Raw genomic sequence first — 24,121 nt, 5'->3', positions numbered from 1 at the left:
ACATCTCTATGTCTACGATAAAGCCGTCACCGACTTTGTCTGGTGGGATCGGCAGAAACGACATGCTAATTACATGATTTCAATGCTAAAAGAAAATTCAATTGCGACTCTGGTTGAGTCTATCCCTTTTGACTCCCGCCATGAGATCAATACAGGGGTTGAAGCATACAGTGTGTACGAAAACAAGGGCATCAAATTTAACGTGGTGGATTACCGTGATCCAGAAACCGGAAAACTTCACCGGTTTGTGACAACCTTGCCAATGACTATTACTCGATGTTCAAGTTTTTCCATCCCATTGCCATCAAACTCTTACCTTCACCCAGCAGAACAATACTTTAATGATGGTGTTGGCTCTAAGCGCCCTAAATCTCTGCCAATCATATGTTTTCCTGATGGCATCAGTTGAAACACATCCTTTATTAATTCACCTAACTCTTTCAGCTTATCACCAGGATCTGGAAACTCTAGCAATGACGTGATGAACTCAAGCAGTACATCCATTTGAGACTTGCGCTGTAAGCTTCCTACGGTATACGCAGGTAGTTTGCTTTCAATGCGGGCTATTTGCTCTGGGTGAAGGAGAAGGCAATGGTCAAACAAAAGACTCAGAATCAGGCCACGGCTTGATCCCTCTTCATCTAATTGTTTGGCCTCACGCCCCCATCCTTCATAAAGCTTCCAGTCCTCAAAGAAAACCTCAATCAGCCATCTCAACGTATAGGCTTGAATAATATCTTGTGTGCGCCAAGTCAGGTCTGTCGCCACTAAATAGCGATAGTCGTTTTCACCGTCATATTTTAAGGCAATGACAAAGCGTTTTTTACTGTGTGAACTCACCTTTAATCGTGCACTGCTGACAGTCACTTTAATCTCTTTTCCGCCACGTACACGTATTATCTGATCAATGCCTTTGTTAATCGAATTAAAGTAGCTCTCGACTGACCTTATTCTACCTCTATATTCAATATTTTGGTTTTTACGTAATTGGCTAATCACCTGCGAGCCTCCAGATTCTTTAGCGGCTTCGTCCATAAAGGCTTTTTCACCATACAGCGCATCAGCCAGTACGCCTTTAATTTTAATAAGGCTATGCGCAACTTTAAACTCTTTTAATAAGCCTAATGCAATCTCTGTTTTGGTCGGGTAGGCACTGTCACGTTCAGGCTTAATAGGCCGATCTTTTTTTGCTATACCGCTCTTTTTCAACCGTTTATCTTCTTTATCCCACGGCTTTAAGGCTGGATCCGGCATATAAAAGAAAAAACCGACAGGCACTGTAATGGATGAGGTAACTAGCAGCAATAATACTATCGTTTGTCCATTAACATACCCGCCGGAGCCTTTGTGTTTCTGCTTGTAAACTTTATAAATACGTTTTGTAGACTTAGATCGTGCTCGGTCTGATTCATCAAAGGCCAACACACCTTCAGTAATGCCATAACGTTTTAAAATTAAGACCACACTCACCCGTAGCAACCAGTCCCAGGGTATACTTGCTTTACGAAACACCCAGGATAATGCGGCTACTTTGCAATCTCCAAGGCTTGCTCGCTCAAACTTAGCCCAGCAAACAGAGTTCATTAGCAGTATGCACGTTAAACAAGCGCCCAACCAAGCGGCTTGAATACGTGTCAAAGCCGCTCCGGGTTTTAGCTGATTGAGCGCATCATTTAAATCGTCAATATAGCTTTGGATAAAGGTGGCTGGGGCATTCATTAACATGGGCTTACACCGATAAAATTACAACAACCTCAGAATACCTGATTTTACCTTCTCAATATCAAAAACTTGAACATCGAGTATTAACCCTGGAACCATTGCCATGCTGTATTTCAAGCGATGGACGATTGAAAAGACATTCAATAACACTAAAAGTAATTTCAAGGAAACTAAAGCTTGGTCTTCCAATACCCGCTCACTTGAAAATCAAATGCGCCTGACTGCAATGAGCTATAATTTAATGCGCGTGTTTGAAGAGATTTCAAAAACACAACAGCCAGAATTGATTCATCCATCGGATAAAAAATATAGCGAGGCTCTGGAGATAAGGCAGCAACAGGCTCAAAAACGAGATCGTTTTGTGAATCCATTATTTTTCCAGGCAAGAATATCTCGTATCAGCTCGTATACCATTCGGGCAGTTCAAAACGCAATAATAACAGGAATGTCTTTACAGTGCTTTATGAGCTCTCTTGTGGCGAGGTTAGTTTTACCGCCTCAATTGATAGGGGAACACTGATGATGCGGTAAGTGAAATAAGCTGAGCCGTCTTCAAGGCTTTTTGTTTTGGTTCTTCGAATATACATACCACTAGCATCGGTGAAAAACCGGGGAAAATCAAGGGGCAGAGCAAGTTAAGATGGCACTACAGAGACCCTCAAAAAAAACACCATTGATTCTAAAGGGATTTTTACGATGAATTTTTAATGCGAATTATAAATCAATGACTTGAAGAGATAAAAGTGACGAAGATAGGTTAAGAGCCTCTCGCTACTTTCTGCATCGTTTAAGCCATAACGATCACGCCAGTCACAATACATCTCAATCGACTTGGAAACGTCTTTTCGCCATTGGAAAAATTCATGCAATTGCGTTTTAAATTCCATACTTATCGCGCCTTTATTGCCAAGATTGAGTTAATTTAAATTGTAGTCTAAAAGCTGTAAAAATCACCCTACTTTCTTAACGCCGCTTAGACCTAGAAACTGCAAATGAGCACAGATTTTACGATCATTAGCGTAATATTCAGGTCCTTATAGTATTTGAGCGATCAACCGTGGGTTCTAGATTAAATATTAGATCCCAGACACCATGCCCCAGGCGCAAACCTCTTTGTTCAAATTTTGTTAAAGGTCGATAACCAGGCATGGGGCAATAACCCTGATCAGGGCTTTGGTTAGCGAATTGATCAGCAACATTTAATATTTTCAACATATGCTGGGCATAATGCTGCCAGTCGGTTGCCGCATGAAAATAACCACCAACAACCAATTTCTGCGCAATTAAATGCACAAAACTGGGCCGTACTATGCGCCTTTTATGATGCTTTCTTTTATGCCAGGGGTCAGGGAAAAATAAATGCACAGCAGACAAGCTATGCGCTGGTATACAGTTTTCTAAAACTTCTATGGCATCATGATAGAAGACCCTAACATTCCTTATTTCTTGTCTTTCCAGTTGTGCCAATAAATTTCCGACGCCGGGCTTATGCACCTCAATGCCGACATAGTCTTTATCAGGATTTTGTATAGCGGTTTTTGCCAGGCTCTCGCCATTACCAAACCCTATTTCCAGAATGATAGGCGCTGTACGCCCAAATTCTTCGGAAAAATCACACACGCGTTCATGCTCCAGACAGTATTTATCCCAGAGTGTATCCAGCGCCTGTTTTTGCGCTGCCGTCATACGTCCGATACGACGGATAAAGCTCTTTATTCTTGGCGCATCCTGTCCGTCCACTTGCACGACTTATCCGATCAAGCCATCAACAGGTGACGATGCAGAAGCAAAGCGTTTTCTTGGCATACGACCCGCCAGATAGGCTTCTCGACCCGCCTGAATACCTTTCTTCATGGCCGATGCCATTAATACCGGATGCTGCGCTGCCGCAATCGCAGTATTCATTAACACCCCATCACAACCTAACTCCATTGCAACTGCCGCATCCGATGCCGTACCAACACCTGCATCAACCAGAATCGGGACATTGGCATTTTCCACAATGGTCAGAATATTATATGGGTTTTGCACACCCAGGCCAGAGCCGATAGGAGCAGCAAGTGGCATTACTGCCACACACCCTATTTCTTCCAGGCGCCTGGCAGTAATCGGGTCGTCATTGGTATAGACCATGACATCAAAACCATCTTTAACCAGTAACTCAGCTGCAGCTAGAGTTTCAACTATTTCAGGCAGCAAGGTTTTTTGGTCTGCCAGAACTTCCAGCTTGACCAGCTTATGCCCACCCAGCAACTCACGCGCCAGACGACAGGTTCTAACTGCATCATCGGCTGTAAAGCAGCCAGCGGTATTAGGCAAGATAGTATATTTATCAGGCGAAATAACATCTAATAAATTAGGCTCGTCCGGATTCTGGCCAATATTCGTGCGCCTGATTGCCACGGTCACGATTTCCGCGCCACTTGCTTCAATTGCCAGGCGGGTTCCCTGCATATCTTTATATTTACCCGTACCCACTAATAAGCGCGATTTATATTGTTGTCCGGCAACGCTAAAATTATCGTCCTGTCCACCACCAATTGCCTGTACCACTTCCAGTTTGTCTTCTGCTTTAATACCGGTTTCAGTGTATTGATTAAAAGGCAGGATTTCTTTATTTAATTCAACAGCAATACGTTTATTGGCTAAACCTAAATCACTAACAATATCTGCCACGGTAATATTTTCTGCATACTGTCTGGATTCGCCATTTACATAAACATTCATTCTTTTGTTCCTGTTAGTTTTTTACAGTTCGTCTTTTTTGTACCGCACTAGCTAAACTCTTTAGCAACACCTCGGTATCAGCCCAGTCTATACAGCCGTCGGTAATGCTTTGTCCATAGACCAGATCATCTAAGGATTGTCCAACACTGACATCCTGCCGACCCGATTTTAAATGGCTTTCAATCATAACGCCCATAATGCGCTGATCACCACCGGCTACTTGCTCTGCCACATCTTCAGCAACCAGTAACTGGCGCTGGCATTGCTTTAAACTATTCGCATGGCTCAAGTCAATCATAATACTTGCTTTTAAATCTGCCTGCTGCATGCTGTGTGCGACCTGATCGACGCTCACGGCATCATAATTAGGGCCATCACTACCGCCACGCAGGATAATATGTGCATCTTCATTACCCGTGGTGGAAAAAATAGCAGAATGCCCTGCACTGGTCACCGACAAGAAATGATGTGGTCGCATCGCCGCTTTAATAGCATCGTTAGCAATTGCAGTTGTGCCATCGGTTGCATTTTTAAAACCAACAGGACAAGATAGGCCAGAAGCCAGCTCTCTGTGACACTGACTTTCAGTTGTTCGCGCACCAATCGCGCCCCAGGCGATCAAGTCAGAAATATACTGCGGGGTAATTAAATCCAGATATTCTGTTGCTGCAGGTACACCGAGTGTATTCAAGTCTAATAATAATTTCCTGGCAACACGCAGGCCTTTATTAATATTAAAGCTATCATCTAAATCAGGGTCATTAATCAGTCCTTTCCAGCCCACTGTCGTGCGGGGCTTTTCAAAATATACGCGCATAATAATATGCAGGTCTTGCTTTAACTCGTCTTTAACAACTTTTAGCTTTTGCGCATAATCCAGGGCTGCTTTGGTATCGTGTATAGAACATGGCCCTACAACCACGACCAGACGATCATCTTGTCCGACTAAAATATCATGCACTGCAGCGCGTGCTTCTATGGTCGTCTTGGCGGTCACTTCGGTCAATGGTAACTCTTCATGAGTTTGCACAGGCGCCATCACCTCTTTGGTCTCTCGAATTCTTAAATTATCTGTATTAAATTGACTTTGCATGAGCTATCCGAAACACGATTATCACCGATTAATTAATTGACCGCGCATTTTAACACATAAATAGTGGTAAATAAGCCTGCCTTTTTAAAACAGGAAAGGCTATAATTTTATATCCATTAAATAGGGTGAGATGTAGGGCGTGTCTTTAGCTAGCCAATATTCGAAGCTTCTAAACACGCGGGCTAGAGCCACGCCCTACAAGCGTATCCGTAACATTGTTTTGAACTGTTTCAGACACACATTTTCAGCAACCAAGGATCAATCATGCAGCATACACAAAACCTGGTACATGATACCGGACTTGGTTTACGCCGTTCTTTTATCGAGCAAGCACTGAGCGCACCCATTAAGAATGTCAGTTTTTTTGAAGTAGCACCTGAGAACTGGATGCAAATGGGCGGAAAATATGGTAAGCAATTTACTGCAATAGCTGAGCGCTACCCGATCATCTGTCATGGCTTATCGTTATCAATCGGTAGCACAGACCCACTCGATGAAGAATTCATTAACCAGATAAAAGACTTTATACAGCAGCATAAAATCAAATTTTATAGCGAGCATCTAAGCTACTGTAGCCACGAAGGACATCTCTATGACTTACTGCCCATTCCGTTCACCGAAGAAGCAGTACATCATGTCGCTAAACGCATCCAGCGGGTACAAGATATTCTGGAACAAAAAATAGCCATTGAAAATGCATCCTACTACGCAGCACCTGGCCAGGAAATGACTGAAATTGCTTTTTTCAATGCGGTAGTTGCAGAGGCAGATTGTGATGTGCTTTTAGACATCAATAATATTTACGTCAACAGCGTTAATCATGGCTATCATGCAGAGCAGTTTTTACAGGCTATTCCTGCCCAGCGCATCAGCTATGCACATATTGCCGGACACTATGTAGAAGCAGAGGATTTTCTAGTTGACACGCATGGCGCCGAAGTCGTTGACCCGGTTTGGCAATTACTCGGCAAAGCCTACGAATATCATGGCGTTTTCCCAACGCTTTTAGAAAGAGACTTCAATATTCCCAGCGTTGCCGAGCTTGAGCGTGAAGTGGCCATTATTCATTCGATACAAAACGCATGGAGCACGCATAATGAACAACTCTCTGCATAAAGTAGACTTTAAAGCTAAACAAGCGGAATTTACCTCCTATATCCGCAACCCCTCCAGCAACCCTTGCCCAGAAGGCGTGCGGGAAAACCGCATGCAAATGTATCGCGAGCTGTGCTTTAATAATGTAGAAAGCTTCCTATCCAGTAACTTCCCGGTGTTACGGAAAATCTGTAACAACGACTACTGGCAACAACTTACGCAGGATTTTTTTGCCAATCACCCAAGTACAACGCCGTATTTTTCCGAGATCCCAGAAGAATTTATCGCGTATTTGCAAAACCAAAGAAAAATCAGTGCAGATGATTACCCCTTTATGCTGGAACTTGCGCATTATGAGTGGGTGGAAATGGCTTTAACTATTTCCACCGAAGAGAGCCCTGCGACTGAAATACATCAAATCACCGACTTAACCCAATCAATTAATTTATCACCCCTAGCCTGGCCTTTAGCCTACCAGTTCCCGGTACATAAAATCTCCCCTGACTACTTGCACCAACAAACACCAAAGCAACCCAGCTATCTTGTGGCCTACCGTGATACAAAAGATGAGGTGAAATTTATTGAACTAGCGCCGTTGAGCTTTTGTCTATTGCAGACAATTCAAAACCAGCAGCCCATAAGTATCGATCTCTGTTTAACAACCGTTCTGCCCGATAATCCCAGCGAATTGTTAAAAAAATCTGCCCTAGAGGCAATACAGCAGTTTATAGATAAGCAGGTTGTATTACTTGTGTAGAATACGTTTACCGGGTTCAAGCTATAAATGCAGTACCCTGTGATATATTTAATTCATTATGGGCATTTCGCAAAAAACTTCCCAGGACGTTTTGTAGTTTAAGGTTTTTAGCAAACGGAACACTATTAATATTAAGTTTAATAAGTATTCGCTAATGCTCTTATGTTTCAAAAACTCGGAAACTTCAGTACAATAAGTATAATTATAATAATAACTGGAGTCTTAATGGACATTATTTTTTTAGGCGGTTTGAAAATTGATACAGTCATCGGTATTTACGACTGGGAGCGCGAAATCAAACAAACAGTTATCCTGGATATTGAAATGGCTCACGATATCAAAAAAGCTGCTGCAACGGATGATATTGAAGACACATTAGACTACAAAGCCGTCTCGCAACATGTTATAAACTTTGTCGAGCAAAGCGAGTTTTTCCTGGTAGAAAAGCTTGCCGAAGAAATCAACCATACCATTCGTAGCACATTTAATGTCCCCTGGGTCAAGCTGACACTCAATAAAAAGGGTGCGATCAGCGGCGCTAGCGATGTCGGCATTATTATTGAGCGCGGTACAAAGTAAACATGCCTCTGTGTTTTATCAGCATAGGTAGCAATATCAATCCAGAGCATAATATTCCTTCTGCTCTTGAGATATTACAGTGCAAATTTGGCAGCCTGACTTATTCCAGTGTTTATGAATCTGCTGCAGTTGGCTTTGCCGGTGACGCATTTCTAAATCTAGTCATTTCTTTTTACAGCGAGCATGACCCTGTGCACATCTCGCTACAGCTAAAGAACATAGAAGCAGAGCACGACCGGGTGCGGACTGAGAAAAAATTCTCTTCACGCACGCTAGACCTGGACTTGCTCTTGTATGATCAGGAAATTATCACTACCGAAGCATTAACTATCCCGCATAAGGACATTCTTGATTACGCCTTTGTACTTGAACCTTTAGCTGAAATAGCGCCAGAACGACATCATCCAGTTAAAGATGTGTGCTTCGATAAACTCTGGCAGGAATTCGATAAAAGCAAGGCTGCTCAACAAAAAATTGAACATTTATCTGGCAAAATAAGTCTAGCTGAATAAAGTTCGTCCACCGTCTACCGTCAATACCTGACCTGTCATATACTCGGCATCATTAATTAAATAAGCAATTGCCTTGGCAATATCTTCGGGGCTGCCCGTGCGTTGCAAAGCAACTTTAGCCCGAATCTCCTGCTTTTGCTGTTCATCAGACTCATATTCCGGCCATAGAATTGCGCCTGGCGCCACGGCATTCACTCTTATTTGTGGCGCCAGTTCTTTAGCGAGTATTTTGGTCAGCGCCGTGAGGCCTGCTTTAGCAATGCTATACACAGGGAACCCAGGCAAACCCCGCTCGGCATGAATATCTACGATATTCACCACACAGCCCTGTCGCTTGCTTAAGCCAGGGGCGAGCGCCTGAATCAAAAAAAATGGCGACTTTAAATTGCTCGCCAGTAAATCATCCCATTGCGATTCTGTCACCTCAGCTATGCCAGTGGCATAAAAAGCGGATGCATTATTAATTAATACATCAACCCCTCCCCATGCCTGCTCAGCCATTTCTGCCAGCTCTTGCAGTGCGTTAATATCCTGCAGTTGCGCCTGATAAATACGCACCGAATCAGCACGCAGCTCATTAAGCTCACCTGCCAAGGCCTGCGCCTCATTTTTTGAATTCCGATAATGCAAAATAATATTAGCGCCCTGCGCATGCAGATAACGCACACAATACGCACCGACTCTTTTTGCTCCGCCGGTAATTAAAATATTCTTATTCGCTAACATTATCCTAGAAAAATCATTTGACCGCTTAAGTTGCTTGCAAGCTGTTGAATATACATTATGATGTCGACTTGTTAGTTTTACCCATCGGGCGAATTAAAAACGCTTCACGGTTTTGTGGAAAATCCGTGCTCAATTGATTTTTCTAGGATTATTGGTAAGTTCTGCCCTGATATTTTAGCCAGCCAGAAATATGACGACTGCCGGGGGCTTTATGCGTCCAGTGGATAACACCGCCCTTTGCATTCCATTCATACTCGCCATAAAACTCAACGGTATCCCCTTTTTTCAGCCCAGAAAGCCTGGGTGCCAGGTCTATATTATGAGCCACCAACACGCTTTGCCCGGTATTATTGCGCAGAATAAATTTCTGGTGTTTTGAGCCCTTAGTGTCATCACGTAATACTTTTACAACCACACCAGCCCCCTGAATCTGCAGATCACTTTGCTTATTATTGAAAGCACGCTGCAGACTGTTGTTTTCGCTATTTTCAAGTGTAAAAGTTTGCAATAAATCGTCGGCGATCAGGAAATTTCCTTGCTCCTGATAGCTCTCGAAGATAATTAGCGCAACAGTGACTAATAAAATAAGGGTTTTTTTCATATTCGTAGTCCGGCCAGGTACTTGCCTATCATTATATTGATTACTTTTCCTGCAATGGCAAAGGAGTGCAATCGCTTTCGCTATGTCGGGTATAGTGGAATAAAGTTCTTAACGGTATTTAACCCCTGGTGCTGCACTAGTCTGTACCTATTTGTCGCTGCTTATCTTTTCTGACAAATAATCGTGAAAATAACAAGCCGGTTTCAAATAACAGCCAGATAGGGACTGCCAGCAAGGTCTGTGAAATAACATCGGGCGGCGTTAAAAACATGCCGATAATAAAAGCACTGACAATAATATAAGGTCGTTTTTCTGCCAGCTGCCGGGGTGTAAAAACACCGACCCAGACTAACACAATTGTGACAATGGGAACTTCAAACGCCATACCAAATGCAAAAAACATGGTCAGCACAAAGTCCAGGTACTTGGCAATATCGGTCATCACCGACACGCCTTCAGGCGCTGCCGCAGTAAGAAATCCAAACACCAGCGGGAAAACCACGTAATAAGCAAATACCATACCCAGTACGAACAACAAGGTACTAGCAATTAATAAGGGCGCAATCATGCGCCTTTCATGTGCATACAGGCCTGGCGCAACAAATGCCCAGAATTGATACAAAATAACCGGAACGGCTATAAATATTGCTGCGACTAATACTAGCTTAAACGGCGTTAAAAAAGGCGAGACCACATCGATGGCTACCATCGACGTATTTTCTGGTAAAAACTGCATCAAAGGCTGGGCTAAAAAACTATAGATCTCATTAGCAAAAGGAGCCATCGCCAGAAAAACCAGCAACACACTTAACACCACCTTTAATAATCGATTACGTAACTCGACAAGGTGAGAAATAAATGGCTGCTCCTGCTCTTCACTCTCCGCCATGTTTGTCTTTATCCATTTGTTGCTGCTTTGAATCTAAAAAATGCTCTGCCCGGCCATTCAAGCTCAGATCTTTGGTCATCGCATCTATTTTATCTTGCTGCTCTTTTAATAACTGCCTTAGTTCTTCTTCCTTAAATTCTTCTTTTATCTCTTCTTTAACCGAGGCAACCATATGCCGCGTTTTACCCACCCAGAAGCCTGCAATTCGTGCAACTTTAGGTAATTTTTCTGGACCAATAACAAGCAAGCTTACCAGGCCAATCATGCAAATCTCCCAAAAGCCGATATCAAACATGGCTTAGACTTTATCTTCTTCAGATTGCTTTTTTGTTACTTCGCCTTCAAGAATATCAGCTTCGTTTTCCTCAATTTTTGTGTCTTGCTCACCACCTTTCATTGCCGAACGAAAGCCTCTTATTGCCCCACCTAAATCACCGCCCATATTGCGCAGGCGCTTGGTGCCGAATAAAACAATCACGATGACTAATACAATTAATAATTGAGTTACGCTAATTCCCATAATAATTCCTCTTTAGGTTATTTCTGACGTTGCGCTTTTTCTTCCAGACCTGACAATCCAAAACGTCGCTGTAATTCATTTAAGACATCATCGGGATGTAAGCCCTGTTGAGCAAGTAACACCAAACTATGAAACCATAAATCCGCTGTTTCATAAATGATTTGCTGTTTATTGCCATCTTTTGCCGCAATCACCGTTTCGGTCGCTTCTTCACCAATTTTTTTTAATATGGTGTCCAGACCTTTTGCATATAAGCTCGCAACATATGAAGAATCAGCTGACTCCTGCTTGCGTTGCTCTAGAACTGCAGCTAATTCTGTTAATACTTCACTCATTCAATTTTCTCACTATTAACTCTGTAGGGCGCGGCTTTAGCCCGCCTTATACAAGCAGAATATGGCGGGCTAAAGCCGTGCCCTACATCCATTGTAATGCTTATTTATACATCTCTGCCGGGTCTTTTAAGACCGGCAAATTTTCTTTCCAGACATTATTTTCCAGAGTCCGATAAAAGCAACTTTCCCGTCCCGTATGACAAGCAATACCACCGTGCTGTTCAATTTCCAGTAACAGTACATCTTCATCACAATCCAGCTGAATACTAATGATTTTTTGCTGATTACCTGACTCTTCACCTTTGCGCCATAATCTATTGCGCGAACGTGACCAATAGACTGCATAACCATTTTCAGCAGTTAATGCCAAAGCTTCACGGTTCATCCAAGCAAACATCACTACTCGGCCTGTACCCGTCTGTTGAGCAATAACAGGTACTAAACCATCCTCTGTCCAGCGAATTTCATCTAGCCATGCATTATTCATTTAAAGCCGCACCTCGATGCCTTGATCACGCATATATTGTTTAGCTTCTTCAACGCTGTACTCAGCAAAATGAAAAATACTTGCCGCCAATACCGCATCTGCTTTGCCCTTAAGTACTCCTGCTGCTAAATGCTCCAGATTACCCACGCCACCCGAGGCAATCACCGGTACAGCTACCGCTTCGCTAACTGCCCGGGTTAATTCCAGGTCAAACCCAATTTTCGTGCCATCGCGATCCATGCTGGTCAACAGAATTTCTCCTGCGCCATAATCAACCATTTTTATAGCCCACTCGATCGCGTCTATTCCTGTTTCCTTACGCCCACCATGGGTAAAGATCTCCCAGCGATCAGACTCACCCGGCGCACTAACTTTTTTGGCATCGATGGCCACAACAATACATTGTGAACCAAATTTTTCCGCTGCCTGTTTAACAAATTCAGGATTGAACACAGCCGCACTATTAATACCGACCTTATCAGCTCCTGCATTCAGCATGCAGCGTATATCCTCCAATTTACGAATACCACCGCCTACGGTGAGTGGAATAAAGACTTCACTAGCCACCTGTTCAACCACATGCACTATCGTATCGCGGTTATCATGTGTCGCAGTAATATCCAGAAAGGTAATTTCATCCGCGCCTTCTCTATCATAACGACGGGCAACTTCAACTGGATCACCTGCATCACGGATATCTACAAACTGTACTCCTTTAACTACCCTTCCATTATCGACATCAAGACAGGGGATAATTCGTTTAGCTAAACTCATAATAACTCTTTAGGCAAATGACTTGGCAAGCTTTTCTGCCGCGACAAAATCCAGCGTACCCTCATAAATTGCCCGACCGGTAATCGCGCCCATAATGCCATCACCTGCAACAGCACCTAGCGCATGAATATCATCCATATTGGTAATACCGCCTGAAGCAATTACCGGAATTTTGATAGACCGCGCCAGTTTCGCAGTCGCTTCGACATTCACACCCTGCATCATGCCATCACGTGCAATATCAGTATAAATAATCGCTTCTACGCCATGCTCCTCAAACTTCTGCGCCAAGTCTATCACATCATGATGCGATAATTTTGACCAGCCATCTATGGCAACTTTACCGTCTTTTGCATCTAGGCCAACAATAATATGGCCAGGAAATTCAACCGCCACATCGCGCACAAAATGCGGTTCACTAACCGCCTTGGTGCCAATAATGACATATTGTACGCCAGCTTCTAAATAGCCTTGTATCGTATCTTCATCGCGTATTCCTCCGCCGATTTGCACCGGCACATCTGGATAAGCCTCGACGATTTGGTGAATAATTTCTGCATTGCGCGGCTTACCTGCAAACGCGCCGTCTAAATCGACCAGATGAATTCGCCTGGCACCAGCATCAACCCAGCGTCCGGCAACCTCTACCGGGTTATCTGAAAAGACCGTATCATCTTCCATGCGACCTTGACGCAAACGCACACATTTACCATCTTTCAGGTCGATAGCGGGGATTAACAACATTTTTCAAGCCTCAATAAGGTAATATAAATATAATGAACTCAAATTCAACACTGGCCATCCCAGTGCAAGAAGTTCTGTAGCAATTGCAAGCCAACTGCCTGACTTTTTTCTGGATGAAATTGCACTGCAAAGACATTATCCTTAGCCAATGCACAGGCAAAAGCATCAGGATACTCGGTAGTCGCTGCAACTCTATGTGACTCATCAGGCTGGGCATAGTAACTATGTACAAAATAAAAGCGACTGTCCTGCGCTATATTTTGCCACAGGGGATGCGCTACTTGTTGTACTTTATTCCAGCCCATATGCGGAATTTTTAGCTTTTTCCCTTGAGCGCCCTGCAAATCTTTTGCGAAATGCACAACTTCCCCTGGAATAAGATTTAAGCAATCGGTCCCACCATTTTCTTCACTATGGCCAAGCATCGCCTGCATACCCAGACAAACGCCTAGCAAGGGCCGAGTTTGCGCAACCTGAGTAATAACTTCGACAAGCTCGGTCGCCTCAAGTGCATGCATGCAATCACGAATTGCGCCTACCCCGGGAAAGACCACGCGATCTGCAGCTAAAATGGCCTGTTTATCGGAAACAACCCGCACATCGACATCAGGTGATGCGTGCTGTAAAGCTTTGGCGATGGAGTGTAAATTACCCATGCCATAATCTATGACTGCTACTGAAGACATTAGAATTAGAAAGTAAATCGATTAAAAATATAAAACATAATGCAAGATAACAAATCGTAGTTATCACAAAATGTCGGGTTACGTTATCTGCGCTACGCTAGATAAGCTAAGCTAACCCAACCTACAATACACCTTTTGTAGATGGCATTATCCCAGCCATACGCGGATCTTCAGTCACCGCCATACGCACCGCACGCCCCATTGCCTTAAACACTGTTTCCGCAACATGATGCGCATTCACCCCTTTCAGATTATCGATATGCAAAGAAACACCCGCATGATTCACAAAGCCCTGAAAGAACTCACGAAATAAATCCACATCAAAACTGCCTATCATGGCGCGCTTAAACTCGACCTCATAATGCAATCCCGGGCGACCTGAAAAATCGATCACGACACGCGATAAAGCTTCATCCAGTGGCACATAGGCATGACCATAGCGAAACAGGCCTTTTTTGTCACCTAAGGCCTTAGCAAATGTCTTGCCCAAAGTAATACCAATATCTTCTACAGTATGATGATCATCAATTTGCAGATCCCCTTTGCAGACGATATCCATATCGATCAGGCCATGACGCGCAATCTGATCCAGCATATGCTCTAAAAAAGGCACGCCAGTATCAAATTCAGCCTTGCCTGTGCCATCCAGGTCTATGCTTACACTTATCTTTGTTTCTAGTGTGTTGCGCTCAACACTCGCAGTTCTATTTGTCATATGTATTATCGTTCCCACGCTCAGCGTGAGAATGCCTCCGTTGATGCTCCCGCGCCCAATATACACGACGCAGGAGCATCGCTAACTGCGTTCCCTCGCGGAACTTGGGAACGATTAGGTTATTTTGCGCGCTTACGCTCAATTTCAGTTAATAAAATTTTACGCAAGCGTATCGATTTTGGCGTAACTTCAACCAGTTCATCATCACTGATAAATTCTAAAGCCTGCTCCAAAGTCATTTTTTGTATCTTGGCACAGGTCAGACTTTCATCGGTTCCTGAAGCACGCACGTTGGTTAATGGCTTAGGCTTGGTAGGGTTAACCACTAAATCGTTAGTACGAGAATGAATGCCGACCAGCATACCTTCGTATATTTCATCACCATTCACTACTAATAACTCACCACGTGCCTGCAGTGGATATAAAGAGTAATCAACCGCCTTACCCTTGGCCATGGAGACCAGTACACCACGAACCCGGTTACCCACCGCGCCCTCTTTTACAGGACCATAATGATCAAACACATGATAAAACAGACCAGATCCAGAGGTTGATGTTAGGAACTCTGTTTGAAAACCTAATAAACCACGCGAGGGCACGATATATTCCAGACGAATACGCCCTTTACCGTCGGGTACCATATCTTTCAGGTCACCTTTACGGTCACCTAGTTTTTCCATAATCGTACCCTGATGCTCTTCTTCGACCTCAATGGTTACATATTCATACGGCTCGGATTTAACACCATCAATTTCCTTGATAATCACTTCAGGACGAGAAACTCCCATCTCAAAGCCTTCACGGCGCATATTTTCGATTAATACCGATAAGTGTAATTCACCACGCCCTGACACTTTAAATTTATCCGGATCATCAGTAGGCGCAACGCGTAAGGCAACATTGTGCTGTAATTCTTTGTCCAGGCGATCACTGATTTGACGTGTGGTAATAAATTTACCTTCTTTACCGGCAAATGGTGAGTTATTCACCTGAAAAGTCATACTCACCGTGGGTTCATCAATTGACAAGGCAGGCAAGGGATCTACATTATCAGGCGCACATAGCGTTTCTGAAATTTGCAGTTTTTCTATACCACAGAAAGCGATAATCTCACCTGCACTTGCAGATTCTACTTCTACACGCTCCAGCCCATCAAAACCATATAGCTTTAGCATCCGGCCGTTACGAGTTTTACCTTCAATATCGACCAGTGTTAACGGCATATTGCGCTTAACCGTACCACGCTGAATACGCCCCACACCAATAATCCCGACATAGGAGTTGTAATCCAGGCTAATCACCTGCATTTGGAAAGGACCATCTGCATCAACAGCTGGAGGCACTACTTTGTCCACAATTGTTTCAAATAGCGGGGTCATATCACCGCCGGAAACATCATCTTCCAGACCAGCATATCCATTGATGGCCGATGCATAAACAATCGGAAAGTCTAACTGCTCATCGGTCGCCCCCAGATTATCAAATAAATCAAAGGTCTGATCAACCACCCCGTCAGGTCGCGCGCCAGGACGATCTACTTTATTAATGACCACAATCGGCTTTAAACCCAACGCAAAAGCTTTTTGCGTAACAAAGCGCGTTTGCGGCATAGGTCCATCCACAGCATCAACTAACAATAGTACGCTGTCCACCATAGATAAAACACGCTCGACTTCACCACCGAAGTCGGCGTGCCCTGGTGTGTCAACAATATTAATATGATAGCCATTCCAGTCGATAGCCGTATTTTTTGCCAGAATGGTAATACCTCGCTCTTTTTCCAGGTCATTAGAATCCATCATTCTTTCGGTAGCTTGCTCATGCTCGGCAAAGGTACCCGACTGTTCTAATAACTTATCAACCAGCGTTGTTTTACCATGATCGACGTGCGCAATAATGGCTATATTTCTTAATTTTTCTATCACTTTATTTGTACTATTTTTAATGAGTGTTATGTTTTCGGACACCGAAAACATCAGTGTTTTTTACTACTTTGATTATGGCTAAGACATAGCGCGACATCCAGGTTCAGTGTTATACGTACTAAGGTAACTCGCAACAAATAACCCACCCACCTTGCTTGTCTTTTTGTCCATCTTCTGTGTTGTAGAAATAGTTACGTAGCCTGCTATGCGCCTATTTCTACGCCTTGAAGGCGAACAAAAATCCTGCGCAATATTGGTAGGTTATTTATTGCGTGTTACCTAAATAGCCTTTTTTCGCTACGAAAAGAGTACCTAAGACTGCTCCCAGGGCAACTGAGCATAACGCCAGCCACTTAGATTGCCTCGATGCTTATTATCATCCAGATCCCCTTCAAAGCCTTGCAGAATATTTACCAGATGCGTAAAGCCTGCCTGTTGCAAAGCCTCTGCGGCAGACAGTGAGCGCGCACCACTGCGACACAAGAGCAAAACCGGACTGCCAGTATCATTTACAGCCTGCCTGACCTGAGCAATAAAATCAGGATTTAACTGCCATTCAGGGGCTTCTTTCCAGGGCACATGCACTGCATTGAGTGGGCGACCAACAAAATCATGCTCTACCTTCGTTCTAACATCAATCAATACAGCATCTGGATTAGCCTGCATTAATTCCCATGATTGTTGCGGTGTTAAATTTTCTATCATTTGCGTATTACCCTATAGCTCAATCTTTTGCCCAATAAACTGCGCTTCATTCCTTAAACCTTGCCGAACCTCGCCTAGCACTCCATTTTCCCGATAATAGACCGGCTTCAACGAAGAAAACAATGCTAATAACTCATTTTCTGCCAATAGAAAGCGCGGATTATTAGGCCCTTGTTCACAAGTTTTAAGCTGTGTATAGGTTTGGTAAAACAGCAGTCCACCAATTTTTAAACTCTCCATTATCGCATCACAAATCGAACGGTCAAGAAATCGGCTGACAACAATGACATCAAAAGTATTTGCAGAAAAACTCTGCGGGCTAATTTCCCGGGTGTATGTCTTTATGGCTAAGGCGTGAGCATCTACTTGCTGCTGTAAATGCCGCATCGCAATAGAGGATATATCCCAGGCTTGCGTGGTCAAGCCCTGCTTAGCTAATAACAGGGCATTTGCACCAAAGCCACTGGCTAAGTCCAGAGCAGTCCCTGTAGGTGGTAATAAAAATTGGTTTTCAGCTAGAATTGCTGCAGGAGCTAAAGTTGTATAATCTGGAGTAATAAGGTAGCGTTGATTCCACTTGCCAGCCAGCGGACTATTCACGTGCGGCCGTTTGTGTTCTTAACCATTCTTCAAGAAATGTCAAAAATGCCCGCACCTTGGCCGAAAGATATTTACGATGTGGGTAAACCGCATGAATATCCACAGGTGCCATCGCATAATCATCGAGTACAACCTGCAAATGACCTTTTTCTATATCTCTACTCACAATATATTCTGGCAACATCACCAGCCCTAGACCCTTCTTCGCCGCAATTCGAATAGGGTCAGCCGCATTGGCTTCCATACGCCCGTCTACCTTGATTTCCTTCTCCCCCTCTAGCCCTTTAAAACTCCATTTATTACGCGGCGGAATCGCCCAGTTAACCAGACAGCTGTGATTTTCCAGGTCTTCTGGCACTAGTGGCTTACCATGCTCTTTAAAATAGCTTGGCGAACCACACACTAACAGGGAGGAGCTAGCCACTTTTTTAGCAATATGATTGGTATCGTCCAGTCCACCAAAGGTAATCGCTATATCTATCCCCTCACCCACCAGATCGCCGATATGGCTACTCATAACCAGATTAACCGACAGTTTATTGTGTCGCTGAAGAAACTCTGCAACCGCAGGAGCAATATATAAAGCACCAATAACCGGTGGAGAGCTTATTTTCAACTTTCCTCGTGCTTCCGTATGTAGTTGCGTAACCGCACCCTCCATTTCTTCAATCTCAGACAAAACTGTACGACAGCGCTTTAAGTAAGCCGCACCTACGTCAGTCAGGCTTAAGCTGCGGGTAGTCCGATTAAGTAAGCGTGCACCTAGGTAACTTTCCAGCTGACTTATATGTTTAGTTGCCATCGCTCTGGAAATTGACATTTCACGCGCGCCACTGACAAAGCTGCCTGCCTTTGCAACACTGACAAACACCTTCATTCCTGTAAGTTTATCCATACGCTAGTCTAATAGTGTATTTAGCTGAAGTTTCTTAGAAATTCATCAAGCCACCATGCGTAGCAAAACGGTTACCACTGAATTTACAGGGGGAGCTGCTGCATTTGAGGCAAAGCTTATCAAAATCATCGGGGAGTCGCTATTTTTGCGAAAGCTTGTTTTGGGCATCCCAGCCCAAGCAAGCAGCAAAAACTTAACGCGACCACTTATGCCTCCGGCGGCCCCGATTCGTCCTCGTCACCTCGTCCCGACCCAACAAGGGGTCGGAACATAGGCTCCAAATGACTTGACGCCGTGTCGGATGGCCTTTTATTTTGTCTCCACCTTCGCTAACGCTCAGACTCCGAAAAAACAACGGCCCTACGGCTATCGCGGACTAAAAATCTTCACTTCGCTTAGGCTACGTTTCCCTGATTTTCAGCGGGGGTCAAAGTAGCTTCGACAATGATCTGCCAGATACCCAAAAAGGCAAAACTGCTTCACCCATTATTTGTCAACGCTACGGATTGGCTTTACAGCGATCTGCGTAAATCTACGTCAACGTTATTGCCATCATACATAAGTTCAAGTGATTGGTCACTGCCTATGCATTTCAACACTAGCTTTTCTCGCCGCCAATGTTTTGCTTGATCTTTTTGCAACCATGTTCGGTTTGCCATTACGCCTGATCGCTTATAGAAGCTAGCCGGATGTAACTATCGCTGAAAATCATGGAAACGGAGCTTAGCGAAGTGGTGATTTTTAGCCCCTGATAGGCGACAGTGCAATTCGCTGATTCGACGTGTGCTAGCAGCACGCGAGAGGAGCAAGAATTGCATTCCGAATAGCCGTCCAGCCAGTGAGGTAGTAATGACGAAGCGGCTTTTGTGCGTAGTCGTTGCGGACGCAGGGCGTTCAGGGCATCTCCCATCCGCTGCGTAGGTGAACGAATTATGGCGACAGGAGTCCCGGAATTTCGTGAGGTAGCATGGCGCGCCTGCGGTGTTTTTCAAGATAGTTTTCGCCTAAATTATTTAAGCCGCTTCATCAGTCCTGTCAGGATTTAATGAAACTGGCCCTGTAGCATCCCAGTTTCTGGTTGAGCCAGACCATCTGGAAGGTTTTTCTTTTTTCTTCTGGAGATATAATTTATCTCGCATTTCAAGAATATTTTTGTCTTTTCCTTCATGTCGTTCCGCAGGTGTGACGAATTCTATTTTGCTGTGCCGGTGCTCGTTGTTATACCATTCGACAAAGTTACCTACCCATTCCCGGGCTTCATCAAGACTATCAAAGCCACTGCCAGGCCAGTCAGGACAATACTTTACCGTTCTAAACAAAGCTTCAGAATAAGGGTTGTCATTACTCACTCCTGGGCGGCTGTATGAGCTGGTTAAGTTTAAATCATACATTTTGCTGCGCAAGGTGAGTGATTTCATTGGTGCGCCATTATCAGAATGGAGCACCAATGGGTTATACTCGATGTTCAAGTTTTTTAACTGGTTTATTTTATTGATAATTTTACTGACAAAGAAAGCATCAACATCATTGTAAATCAATCACTTATGAAACAAAGCCGGAAAAATTTACTTTTCTTAGCCCAGTTATAGCTGAAAACTTGAACATCGAGTTATACATCATTTTTTCCTTTAATAGGCTACGCTCAAGTAGTGTAGCGGCATCTTCGCCACTTTCTTGTTCATACACTTCAGCCCCGACTATTTTTCGGCTATAAATGTCCTCTATCATATATAAATAGTAGAACTGACCCACGATGGGTGTTGGCATGTAGCTGATATCCCACGTCCATACCTGGTTCGCTTTTTCTGCGATATAACTCGTTGGTTTGGAGGTGTTTTTTCGCTCTTTAGCCCGCCCTCTATGTGTGACTTGTTCTGCTTTATGCAACACTCGATAAAATGATGATTCGGAGGCAATGTAGATGCCTTTGTCTGCCAGGATAGGGACGATTTGACTCGGTGGTAAATTGGCATACTCGTCCTCATTACAGGTCATTAAAATAGCAAGTTGCTCATATTCGCTTAATTTATTATTAGGAGATGGGCGTATGGCATCCGACCTTCTATCGGCCTCTACTCCTCCGTTAACTTGCCAGTTTTGTAAGGTACGAATGCTGATACCAACAATATTACAGACTTTGCCCTTTCTGGCACCTTGTTCAATAGCTTCATTGATCCATGTGACATAATTTACGCGCTCTGAGTGAGGAATTAAGCGTCCTCGTTTTCCTCCCAGAGCGCATCCAGCTTTTTTCTAAGCACCAATAAGGCCGCTGTTTCTGCAAGTGCTTTCTCTTTGCGATTAAGCTCTTTCTTTAATTTTTTGTTTTCACTACGTAATTGTTTTAATACGTTTTTATCTGTTTTTTCTTGCGTCACGTTTTGCTCTGATCCTTTAATAAAATGGGTCTTCCAGGACTCAAGCTCAGCTTTATAAAGCCCATGTGTACGACAATATTCATTACACTCTTGCTCGCTCAGGGTACTTGTTTCTATAATGGCTGATAATTTTTTCTCGGATGTCCACTGTATAGGAGAATGGCTTGTGTTTTTAGTGTTTTTGCACTTCTTATCAACATAAGTTTGCTTCCACGTATACAGCGTTCCGTAAGGAATATTTTCGGCCTTAGCTAATTCAGGTACGCTCATATTTAAGGGGGGAAGCATTTTGTTAATGATGGCATCTTTTCTTTCTTTTGGGTATTGAGTTGTCATGGTTTTATTTTTCCGCCCCTTGTTTGAGTTATTATTTTTCAAATAAGGCGAAAACTATCCTGACACGGGGGGCTATATGCATTTTAGCCCAGAGTGAGGCAATCAAATTATCAATTTGCAACCCATGCTGGGCGAATAAATTGCTAATCAAGCTAGTGATATTTTAATACAGGAATTATTAGAATCGGCGGAGGGCTTGGCTCTCTCTAGCCCTCCCCAGCTAAATAGCCCAAAGGAACTGTAATGGACAACTCTCAACGTTCAGTTAGACATGTAAAAACAGAGGTTCGATGAATCAATCTGGCCAATCAAAAAAAGTGTAATGGTCAACAAAAACCGAACACTTTTTAAGACACTTTTTAAGACACTTTATCTACAACTACACTCTCAAAGGGAAACTGCTTTTTTGCTTTAAGCAAGCCAAATACAGCACTAATTTCCTCTTCAATTTGGAGTAATGGTAATCACATTTCCAATATAGCTGAACCTTACTTTTTGCACCTCAGTAAGTGCTAGAGATTTACGTAATTGTACAGGGAACGTAACTTGCCCTTTCGAGGTAATACTTGAGGTTTGCATGACTTACCCTTTATAGATGATGCAATACACTTAGGGTTGTATCCATTTCATCAGTGTTCCCCTATCAATTGAGGCCGTGAAACTAACATCGCCACAAGAGAGCTCATAAAGCACTGTAAAGACATTCCTGTTATTATTGCGTTCTGAACTGCCCGAATGGTATACGAGCTGATACGAGATATTCTTGCCTGGAAAAACAATGGATTCACAAAACGATCTCGTTTTTGAGCCTGTTGCTGCCTTATCTCCAGAGCCTCGCTATATTTTTTATCCGATGGATGAATCAATTCTGGCTGTTGTGTTTTTGAAATCTCTTCAAACACGCGCATTAAATTATAGCTCATTGCAGTCAGGCGCATTTGATTTCCAAGTGAGCGGGTATTGGAAGACCCAGCTTTAGTTTCCTTGAAATCTTCGAAGTTTCCCAATAATTATTTATGGTAAAATTGAAACTATGCTACAACTATATGAAAAAAACAGTCTTTCCATTCGTTTCAAATGCTATTGCCTAAGGGGAATTAAGTAGGGGTTTGCTATAAACATCATCAGTGTTCCCATTGAAAGAAGAAGTACCTAAACAAAGCAGCCTATAACCTACCTTCAGGTAGGTTATAGGCTGCTTTGTTTAGGTACTTCTTCTTTCAATGGGAACACTGATGGCCTACATAGTATACTTTCACAGCTTTTTCAATCTGAACTATGGATACAAAGCCATAGTTTGCAAGCCGTGTTTTTCATTAAACCCAAACATTAAGTTCATATTCTGTATCGCTTGCCCTGCCGCCCCTTTCACTAAATTATCAATCACCGACAAGACCACCACAGTATTACCGCCCTGTGGAACAACGACTGAAATCTGACAGTTATTACTCCCCCTCACATTGCGTGTATCAGGATGTACGCCGGCAGGTAAAACATCAACAAAGCGTTCATCTGCATAACGCTGCTCATAGATGGATTGTAACTGAGATGCTAAATCACCTTTTAATTGTGCATATAAAGTGGCATGGATACCCCGAATCATAGGCACTAAATGTGGTACAAAAGTTAAGCCTACTTGCTTTCCTGCAGCTAAAGACAAGCCCTGAACTATCTCGGGAAAATGTCGATGGCCTGCGGAAGCATATGCCTTAAAGCTCTCGCCAGTCTCGCTCATTAGTGTGGCAACGCTGGCTTTGCGCCCTGCGCCACTCACCCCTGACTTTACATCAGCGATCAAATGACTGCTTTCGATCAAGCCTTGCTCAATTAAAGGTAGAAAACCTAATTGCACAGCCGTAGGATAACAGCCAGGACAGGCCAATAGATTTGCCTCGCTAATTTGTGCGCGATTAATTTCTGGTAAACCATACACAGCCTCTGCAATTAAATCAGGGCAAGCGTGTTCCATGCCATACCATTTTGCCCACTCAGCCGCATCTTTAATCCTGAAATCAGCAGATAAATCGATCACTTTTACATTACGCGCCAGAAGTTGCTCAGCCATTAACATCGCCGTGCCATTAGGTGTTGCAAAAAAAACCACATCACAACTCGCTAAAGACTCTACATCCGGCTTGGTAAAACAAATCTCTATGCTTCCACGCAGGCTCGGATACAATGCATCTACGCGCATGCCATCATCAGAACGAGAGGTCACTACGGCAACCTCAACCTGGTCATGCAATGCCAATATTCGTAATAGCTCAACCCCTGTATAACCAGTCCCTCCAACAATACCCGCGCGAATCATATAAAACTC

At 43.5% G+C, this 24,121-nt stretch carries 32 protein-coding genes and 1 pseudogene; 9 read left to right on the top strand and 24 right to left on the bottom strand.

Features of this window, described 5'->3' with window-relative positions; translation table 11 throughout:
* The first annotated feature begins 73 nt into the window (after nucleotides 1–73).
* Nucleotides 74–409 carry a hypothetical protein gene (locus K6984_RS15435; protein WP_221896333.1) on the top strand — a complete coding sequence of 112 codons (336 nt, stop codon included), beginning with the start codon at nucleotides 74–76 and terminating at the stop codon, nucleotides 407–409.
* On the opposite strand, the gene K6984_RS15430 is transcribed toward K6984_RS15435, so the two are convergent.
* Nucleotides 319–1,725 (bottom strand): transposase, encoded by a 1,407-nt coding sequence (locus K6984_RS15430; protein WP_221896332.1) that lies wholly within the window; start codon nucleotides 1,723–1,725, stop codon nucleotides 319–321. The genes K6984_RS15435 and K6984_RS15430 overlap by 91 nt on opposite strands.
* A gap of 79 nt (nucleotides 1,726–1,804) precedes the next feature.
* On the opposite strand from K6984_RS15430, the gene K6984_RS15425 reads away from it, so the two are divergent.
* The gene (locus K6984_RS15425) at nucleotides 1,805–2,242 is read left to right on the top strand and encodes a transposase (protein ID WP_338024525.1); all 438 of its coding nucleotides are present in this window, start codon (nucleotides 1,805–1,807) and stop codon (nucleotides 2,240–2,242) included.
* 184 nt (nucleotides 2,243–2,426) lie between these two features.
* Here K6984_RS15425 and K6984_RS15420 read toward each other — a convergent pair whose 3' ends face one another.
* The 4 genes from K6984_RS15420 to K6984_RS15405 all read right to left on the bottom strand — a co-directional run bounded on the left by K6984_RS15420 (nucleotide 2,427) and on the right by K6984_RS15405 (nucleotide 5,542).
* Complete coding sequence (locus tag K6984_RS15420) at nucleotides 2,427–2,609, bottom strand: hypothetical protein (protein WP_221896330.1); 183 nt, start codon at nucleotides 2,607–2,609, stop codon at nucleotides 2,427–2,429.
* A gap of 139 nt (nucleotides 2,610–2,748) precedes the next feature.
* On the bottom strand, nucleotides 2,749–3,408 hold the full coding sequence (trmB, locus tag K6984_RS15415; protein WP_221896374.1) for a tRNA (guanosine(46)-N7)-methyltransferase TrmB: 660 nt from the start codon (nucleotides 3,406–3,408) through the stop codon (nucleotides 2,749–2,751).
* Between the two features lie 63 nt (nucleotides 3,409–3,471).
* Complete coding sequence (thiS, locus tag K6984_RS15410; RefSeq protein ID WP_221896329.1) at nucleotides 3,472–4,449, bottom strand: sulfur carrier protein ThiS; 978 nt, start codon at nucleotides 4,447–4,449, stop codon at nucleotides 3,472–3,474.
* A 13-nt stretch (nucleotides 4,450–4,462) separates the two neighbouring features.
* Nucleotides 4,463–5,542, bottom strand: coding sequence for a 3-deoxy-7-phosphoheptulonate synthase (locus K6984_RS15405; protein ID WP_221896328.1), 1,080 nt, complete (start codon nucleotides 5,540–5,542; stop codon nucleotides 4,463–4,465).
* Nucleotides 5,543–5,806: 264 nt separating this feature from the next.
* Here K6984_RS15405 and K6984_RS15400 point away from each other — a divergent pair, with 264 nt between their 5' ends.
* The 4 genes from K6984_RS15400 (at nucleotide 5,807) to folK (ending at nucleotide 8,485) form a co-directional block, all read left to right on the top strand.
* The gene (locus tag K6984_RS15400) at nucleotides 5,807–6,658 is read left to right on the top strand and encodes an HvfB family MNIO-type RiPP peptide maturase (RefSeq protein ID WP_221896327.1); all 852 of its coding nucleotides are present in this window, start codon (nucleotides 5,807–5,809) and stop codon (nucleotides 6,656–6,658) included.
* Complete coding sequence (locus tag K6984_RS15395; RefSeq protein WP_221896326.1) at nucleotides 6,639–7,394, top strand: HvfC family RiPP maturation protein; 756 nt, start codon at nucleotides 6,639–6,641, stop codon at nucleotides 7,392–7,394. Before K6984_RS15400 ends, K6984_RS15395 begins: the two co-directional genes overlap by 20 nt.
* Before the next feature lie 225 nt (nucleotides 7,395–7,619).
* Nucleotides 7,620–7,973: a dihydroneopterin aldolase gene (gene folB / locus K6984_RS15390; protein WP_221896325.1), complete on the top strand. Its 354-nt coding sequence runs from the start codon at nucleotides 7,620–7,622 to the stop codon at nucleotides 7,971–7,973.
* 2 nt (nucleotides 7,974–7,975) lie between these two features.
* Entirely contained in the window at nucleotides 7,976–8,485 is a 510-nt protein-coding gene (gene folK / locus K6984_RS15385) for a 2-amino-4-hydroxy-6-hydroxymethyldihydropteridine diphosphokinase (RefSeq protein WP_221896324.1), read from the top strand.
* Here the strand turns inward: folK and K6984_RS15380 are convergent.
* The 15 genes from K6984_RS15380 to K6984_RS15310 all read right to left on the bottom strand — a co-directional run bounded on the left by K6984_RS15380 (nucleotide 8,474) and on the right by K6984_RS15310 (nucleotide 19,087).
* Nucleotides 8,474–9,211 carry a pteridine reductase gene (locus tag K6984_RS15380; protein ID WP_221896323.1) on the bottom strand — a complete coding sequence of 246 codons (738 nt, stop codon included), beginning with the start codon at nucleotides 9,209–9,211 and terminating at the stop codon, nucleotides 8,474–8,476. The two genes, folK and K6984_RS15380, sit on opposite strands and share 12 nt — an antisense overlap.
* 148 nt (nucleotides 9,212–9,359) lie before the next feature.
* Entirely contained in the window at nucleotides 9,360–9,812 is a 453-nt protein-coding gene (locus K6984_RS15375; RefSeq protein WP_221896322.1) for a DUF3465 domain-containing protein, read from the bottom strand.
* 136 nt (nucleotides 9,813–9,948) lie between these two features.
* A complete protein-coding gene (gene tatC, locus K6984_RS15370) occupies nucleotides 9,949–10,701 on the bottom strand; it encodes a twin-arginine translocase subunit TatC (RefSeq protein ID WP_221896321.1) in 753 nt (250 codons plus the stop codon).
* Nucleotides 10,688–10,996, bottom strand: coding sequence for a Sec-independent protein translocase protein TatB (tatB, locus tag K6984_RS15365; RefSeq protein ID WP_221896320.1), 309 nt, complete (start codon nucleotides 10,994–10,996; stop codon nucleotides 10,688–10,690). Before tatB ends, tatC begins: the two co-directional genes overlap by 14 nt.
* 3 nt (nucleotides 10,997–10,999) lie before the next feature.
* Nucleotides 11,000–11,221 (bottom strand): twin-arginine translocase TatA/TatE family subunit, encoded by a 222-nt coding sequence (gene tatA, locus K6984_RS15360; RefSeq protein WP_221896319.1) that lies wholly within the window; start codon nucleotides 11,219–11,221, stop codon nucleotides 11,000–11,002.
* Between the two features lie 17 nt (nucleotides 11,222–11,238).
* Nucleotides 11,239–11,556, bottom strand: a complete 318-nt coding sequence (locus K6984_RS15355; RefSeq protein ID WP_221896318.1) for a phosphoribosyl-ATP diphosphatase — start codon at nucleotides 11,554–11,556, stop codon at nucleotides 11,239–11,241.
* Between the two features lie 100 nt (nucleotides 11,557–11,656).
* Nucleotides 11,657–12,043 carry a phosphoribosyl-AMP cyclohydrolase gene (hisI, locus tag K6984_RS15350; protein WP_221896317.1) on the bottom strand — a complete coding sequence of 129 codons (387 nt, stop codon included), beginning with the start codon at nucleotides 12,041–12,043 and terminating at the stop codon, nucleotides 11,657–11,659.
* The gene (hisF, locus tag K6984_RS15345; protein WP_221896316.1) at nucleotides 12,044–12,817 is read right to left on the bottom strand and encodes an imidazole glycerol phosphate synthase subunit HisF; all 774 of its coding nucleotides are present in this window, start codon (nucleotides 12,815–12,817) and stop codon (nucleotides 12,044–12,046) included.
* A gap of 9 nt (nucleotides 12,818–12,826) precedes the next feature.
* A complete protein-coding gene (gene hisA, locus K6984_RS15340) occupies nucleotides 12,827–13,561 on the bottom strand; it encodes a 1-(5-phosphoribosyl)-5-[(5-phosphoribosylamino)methylideneamino]imidazole-4-carboxamide isomerase (RefSeq protein ID WP_221896315.1) in 735 nt (244 codons plus the stop codon).
* Between the two features lie 44 nt (nucleotides 13,562–13,605).
* Nucleotides 13,606–14,247 carry an imidazole glycerol phosphate synthase subunit HisH gene (gene hisH / locus K6984_RS15335; protein WP_221896314.1) on the bottom strand — a complete coding sequence of 214 codons (642 nt, stop codon included), beginning with the start codon at nucleotides 14,245–14,247 and terminating at the stop codon, nucleotides 13,606–13,608.
* A 121-nt stretch (nucleotides 14,248–14,368) separates the two neighbouring features.
* Nucleotides 14,369–14,962: an imidazoleglycerol-phosphate dehydratase HisB gene (hisB, locus tag K6984_RS15330; RefSeq protein ID WP_221896373.1), complete on the bottom strand. Its 594-nt coding sequence runs from the start codon at nucleotides 14,960–14,962 to the stop codon at nucleotides 14,369–14,371.
* Between the two features lie 119 nt (nucleotides 14,963–15,081).
* Nucleotides 15,082–16,887 carry a translational GTPase TypA gene (gene typA / locus K6984_RS15325; RefSeq protein ID WP_221896313.1) on the bottom strand — a complete coding sequence of 602 codons (1,806 nt, stop codon included), beginning with the start codon at nucleotides 16,885–16,887 and terminating at the stop codon, nucleotides 15,082–15,084.
* 312 nt (nucleotides 16,888–17,199) lie between these two features.
* Nucleotides 17,200–17,592 carry a rhodanese-like domain-containing protein gene (locus K6984_RS15320; protein ID WP_221896312.1) on the bottom strand — a complete coding sequence of 131 codons (393 nt, stop codon included), beginning with the start codon at nucleotides 17,590–17,592 and terminating at the stop codon, nucleotides 17,200–17,202.
* Nucleotides 17,593–17,604: 12 nt separating this feature from the next.
* Entirely contained in the window at nucleotides 17,605–18,192 is a 588-nt protein-coding gene (locus tag K6984_RS15315) for a class I SAM-dependent methyltransferase (protein ID WP_230988113.1), read from the bottom strand.
* Nucleotides 18,185–19,087, bottom strand: coding sequence for a LysR family transcriptional regulator (locus K6984_RS15310; RefSeq protein WP_221896311.1), 903 nt, complete (start codon nucleotides 19,085–19,087; stop codon nucleotides 18,185–18,187). Before K6984_RS15310 ends, K6984_RS15315 begins: the two co-directional genes overlap by 8 nt.
* 145 nt (nucleotides 19,088–19,232) lie before the next feature.
* Here K6984_RS15310 and K6984_RS33770 point away from each other — a divergent pair, with 145 nt between their 5' ends.
* The gene (locus tag K6984_RS33770) at nucleotides 19,233–19,361 is read left to right on the top strand and encodes a hypothetical protein (protein WP_263458596.1); all 129 of its coding nucleotides are present in this window, start codon (nucleotides 19,233–19,235) and stop codon (nucleotides 19,359–19,361) included.
* A gap of 27 nt (nucleotides 19,362–19,388) precedes the next feature.
* Complete coding sequence (locus K6984_RS33765) at nucleotides 19,389–19,523, top strand: hypothetical protein (RefSeq protein ID WP_263458767.1); 135 nt, start codon at nucleotides 19,389–19,391, stop codon at nucleotides 19,521–19,523.
* Between the two features lie 222 nt (nucleotides 19,524–19,745).
* On the opposite strand, the gene K6984_RS15305 is transcribed toward K6984_RS33765, so the two are convergent.
* Entirely contained in the window at nucleotides 19,746–19,997 is a 252-nt protein-coding gene (locus K6984_RS15305) for a hypothetical protein (protein ID WP_221896310.1), read from the bottom strand.
* Between K6984_RS15305 and K6984_RS15300 the strand changes: the two genes are divergently transcribed.
* Entirely contained in the window at nucleotides 19,954–20,133 is a 180-nt protein-coding gene (locus K6984_RS15300) for a hypothetical protein (protein ID WP_221896309.1), read from the top strand. The genes K6984_RS15305 and K6984_RS15300 overlap by 44 nt on opposite strands.
* Here K6984_RS15300 and K6984_RS36290 read toward each other — a convergent pair.
* The 3 genes and pseudogenes from K6984_RS36290 to argC form a co-directional block, all read right to left on the bottom strand.
* A pseudogene (locus K6984_RS36290) lies at nucleotides 20,101–21,801 on the bottom strand (transposase). The gene K6984_RS15300 and the pseudogene K6984_RS36290 sit on opposite strands and share 33 nt — an antisense overlap.
* 629 nt (nucleotides 21,802–22,430) lie before the next feature.
* The gene (locus K6984_RS15280) at nucleotides 22,431–22,808 is read right to left on the bottom strand and encodes a hypothetical protein (protein WP_221896305.1); all 378 of its coding nucleotides are present in this window, start codon (nucleotides 22,806–22,808) and stop codon (nucleotides 22,431–22,433) included.
* A 269-nt stretch (nucleotides 22,809–23,077) separates the two neighbouring features.
* Nucleotides 23,078–24,112 carry an N-acetyl-gamma-glutamyl-phosphate reductase gene (argC, locus tag K6984_RS15275; protein WP_221896304.1) on the bottom strand — a complete coding sequence of 345 codons (1,035 nt, stop codon included), beginning with the start codon at nucleotides 24,110–24,112 and terminating at the stop codon, nucleotides 23,078–23,080.
* Nucleotides 24,113–24,121: the final 9 nt, after the last annotated feature.

It is taken from the genome of Bathymodiolus japonicus methanotrophic gill symbiont, from assembly GCF_019721995.1.
Classification (GTDB): domain Bacteria; phylum Pseudomonadota; class Gammaproteobacteria; order Methylococcales; family Methylomonadaceae; genus Methyloprofundus.
Note: the sequence above shows the minus strand (reverse complement) of the source record. Positions and strands in the feature narration are given on the sequence as shown.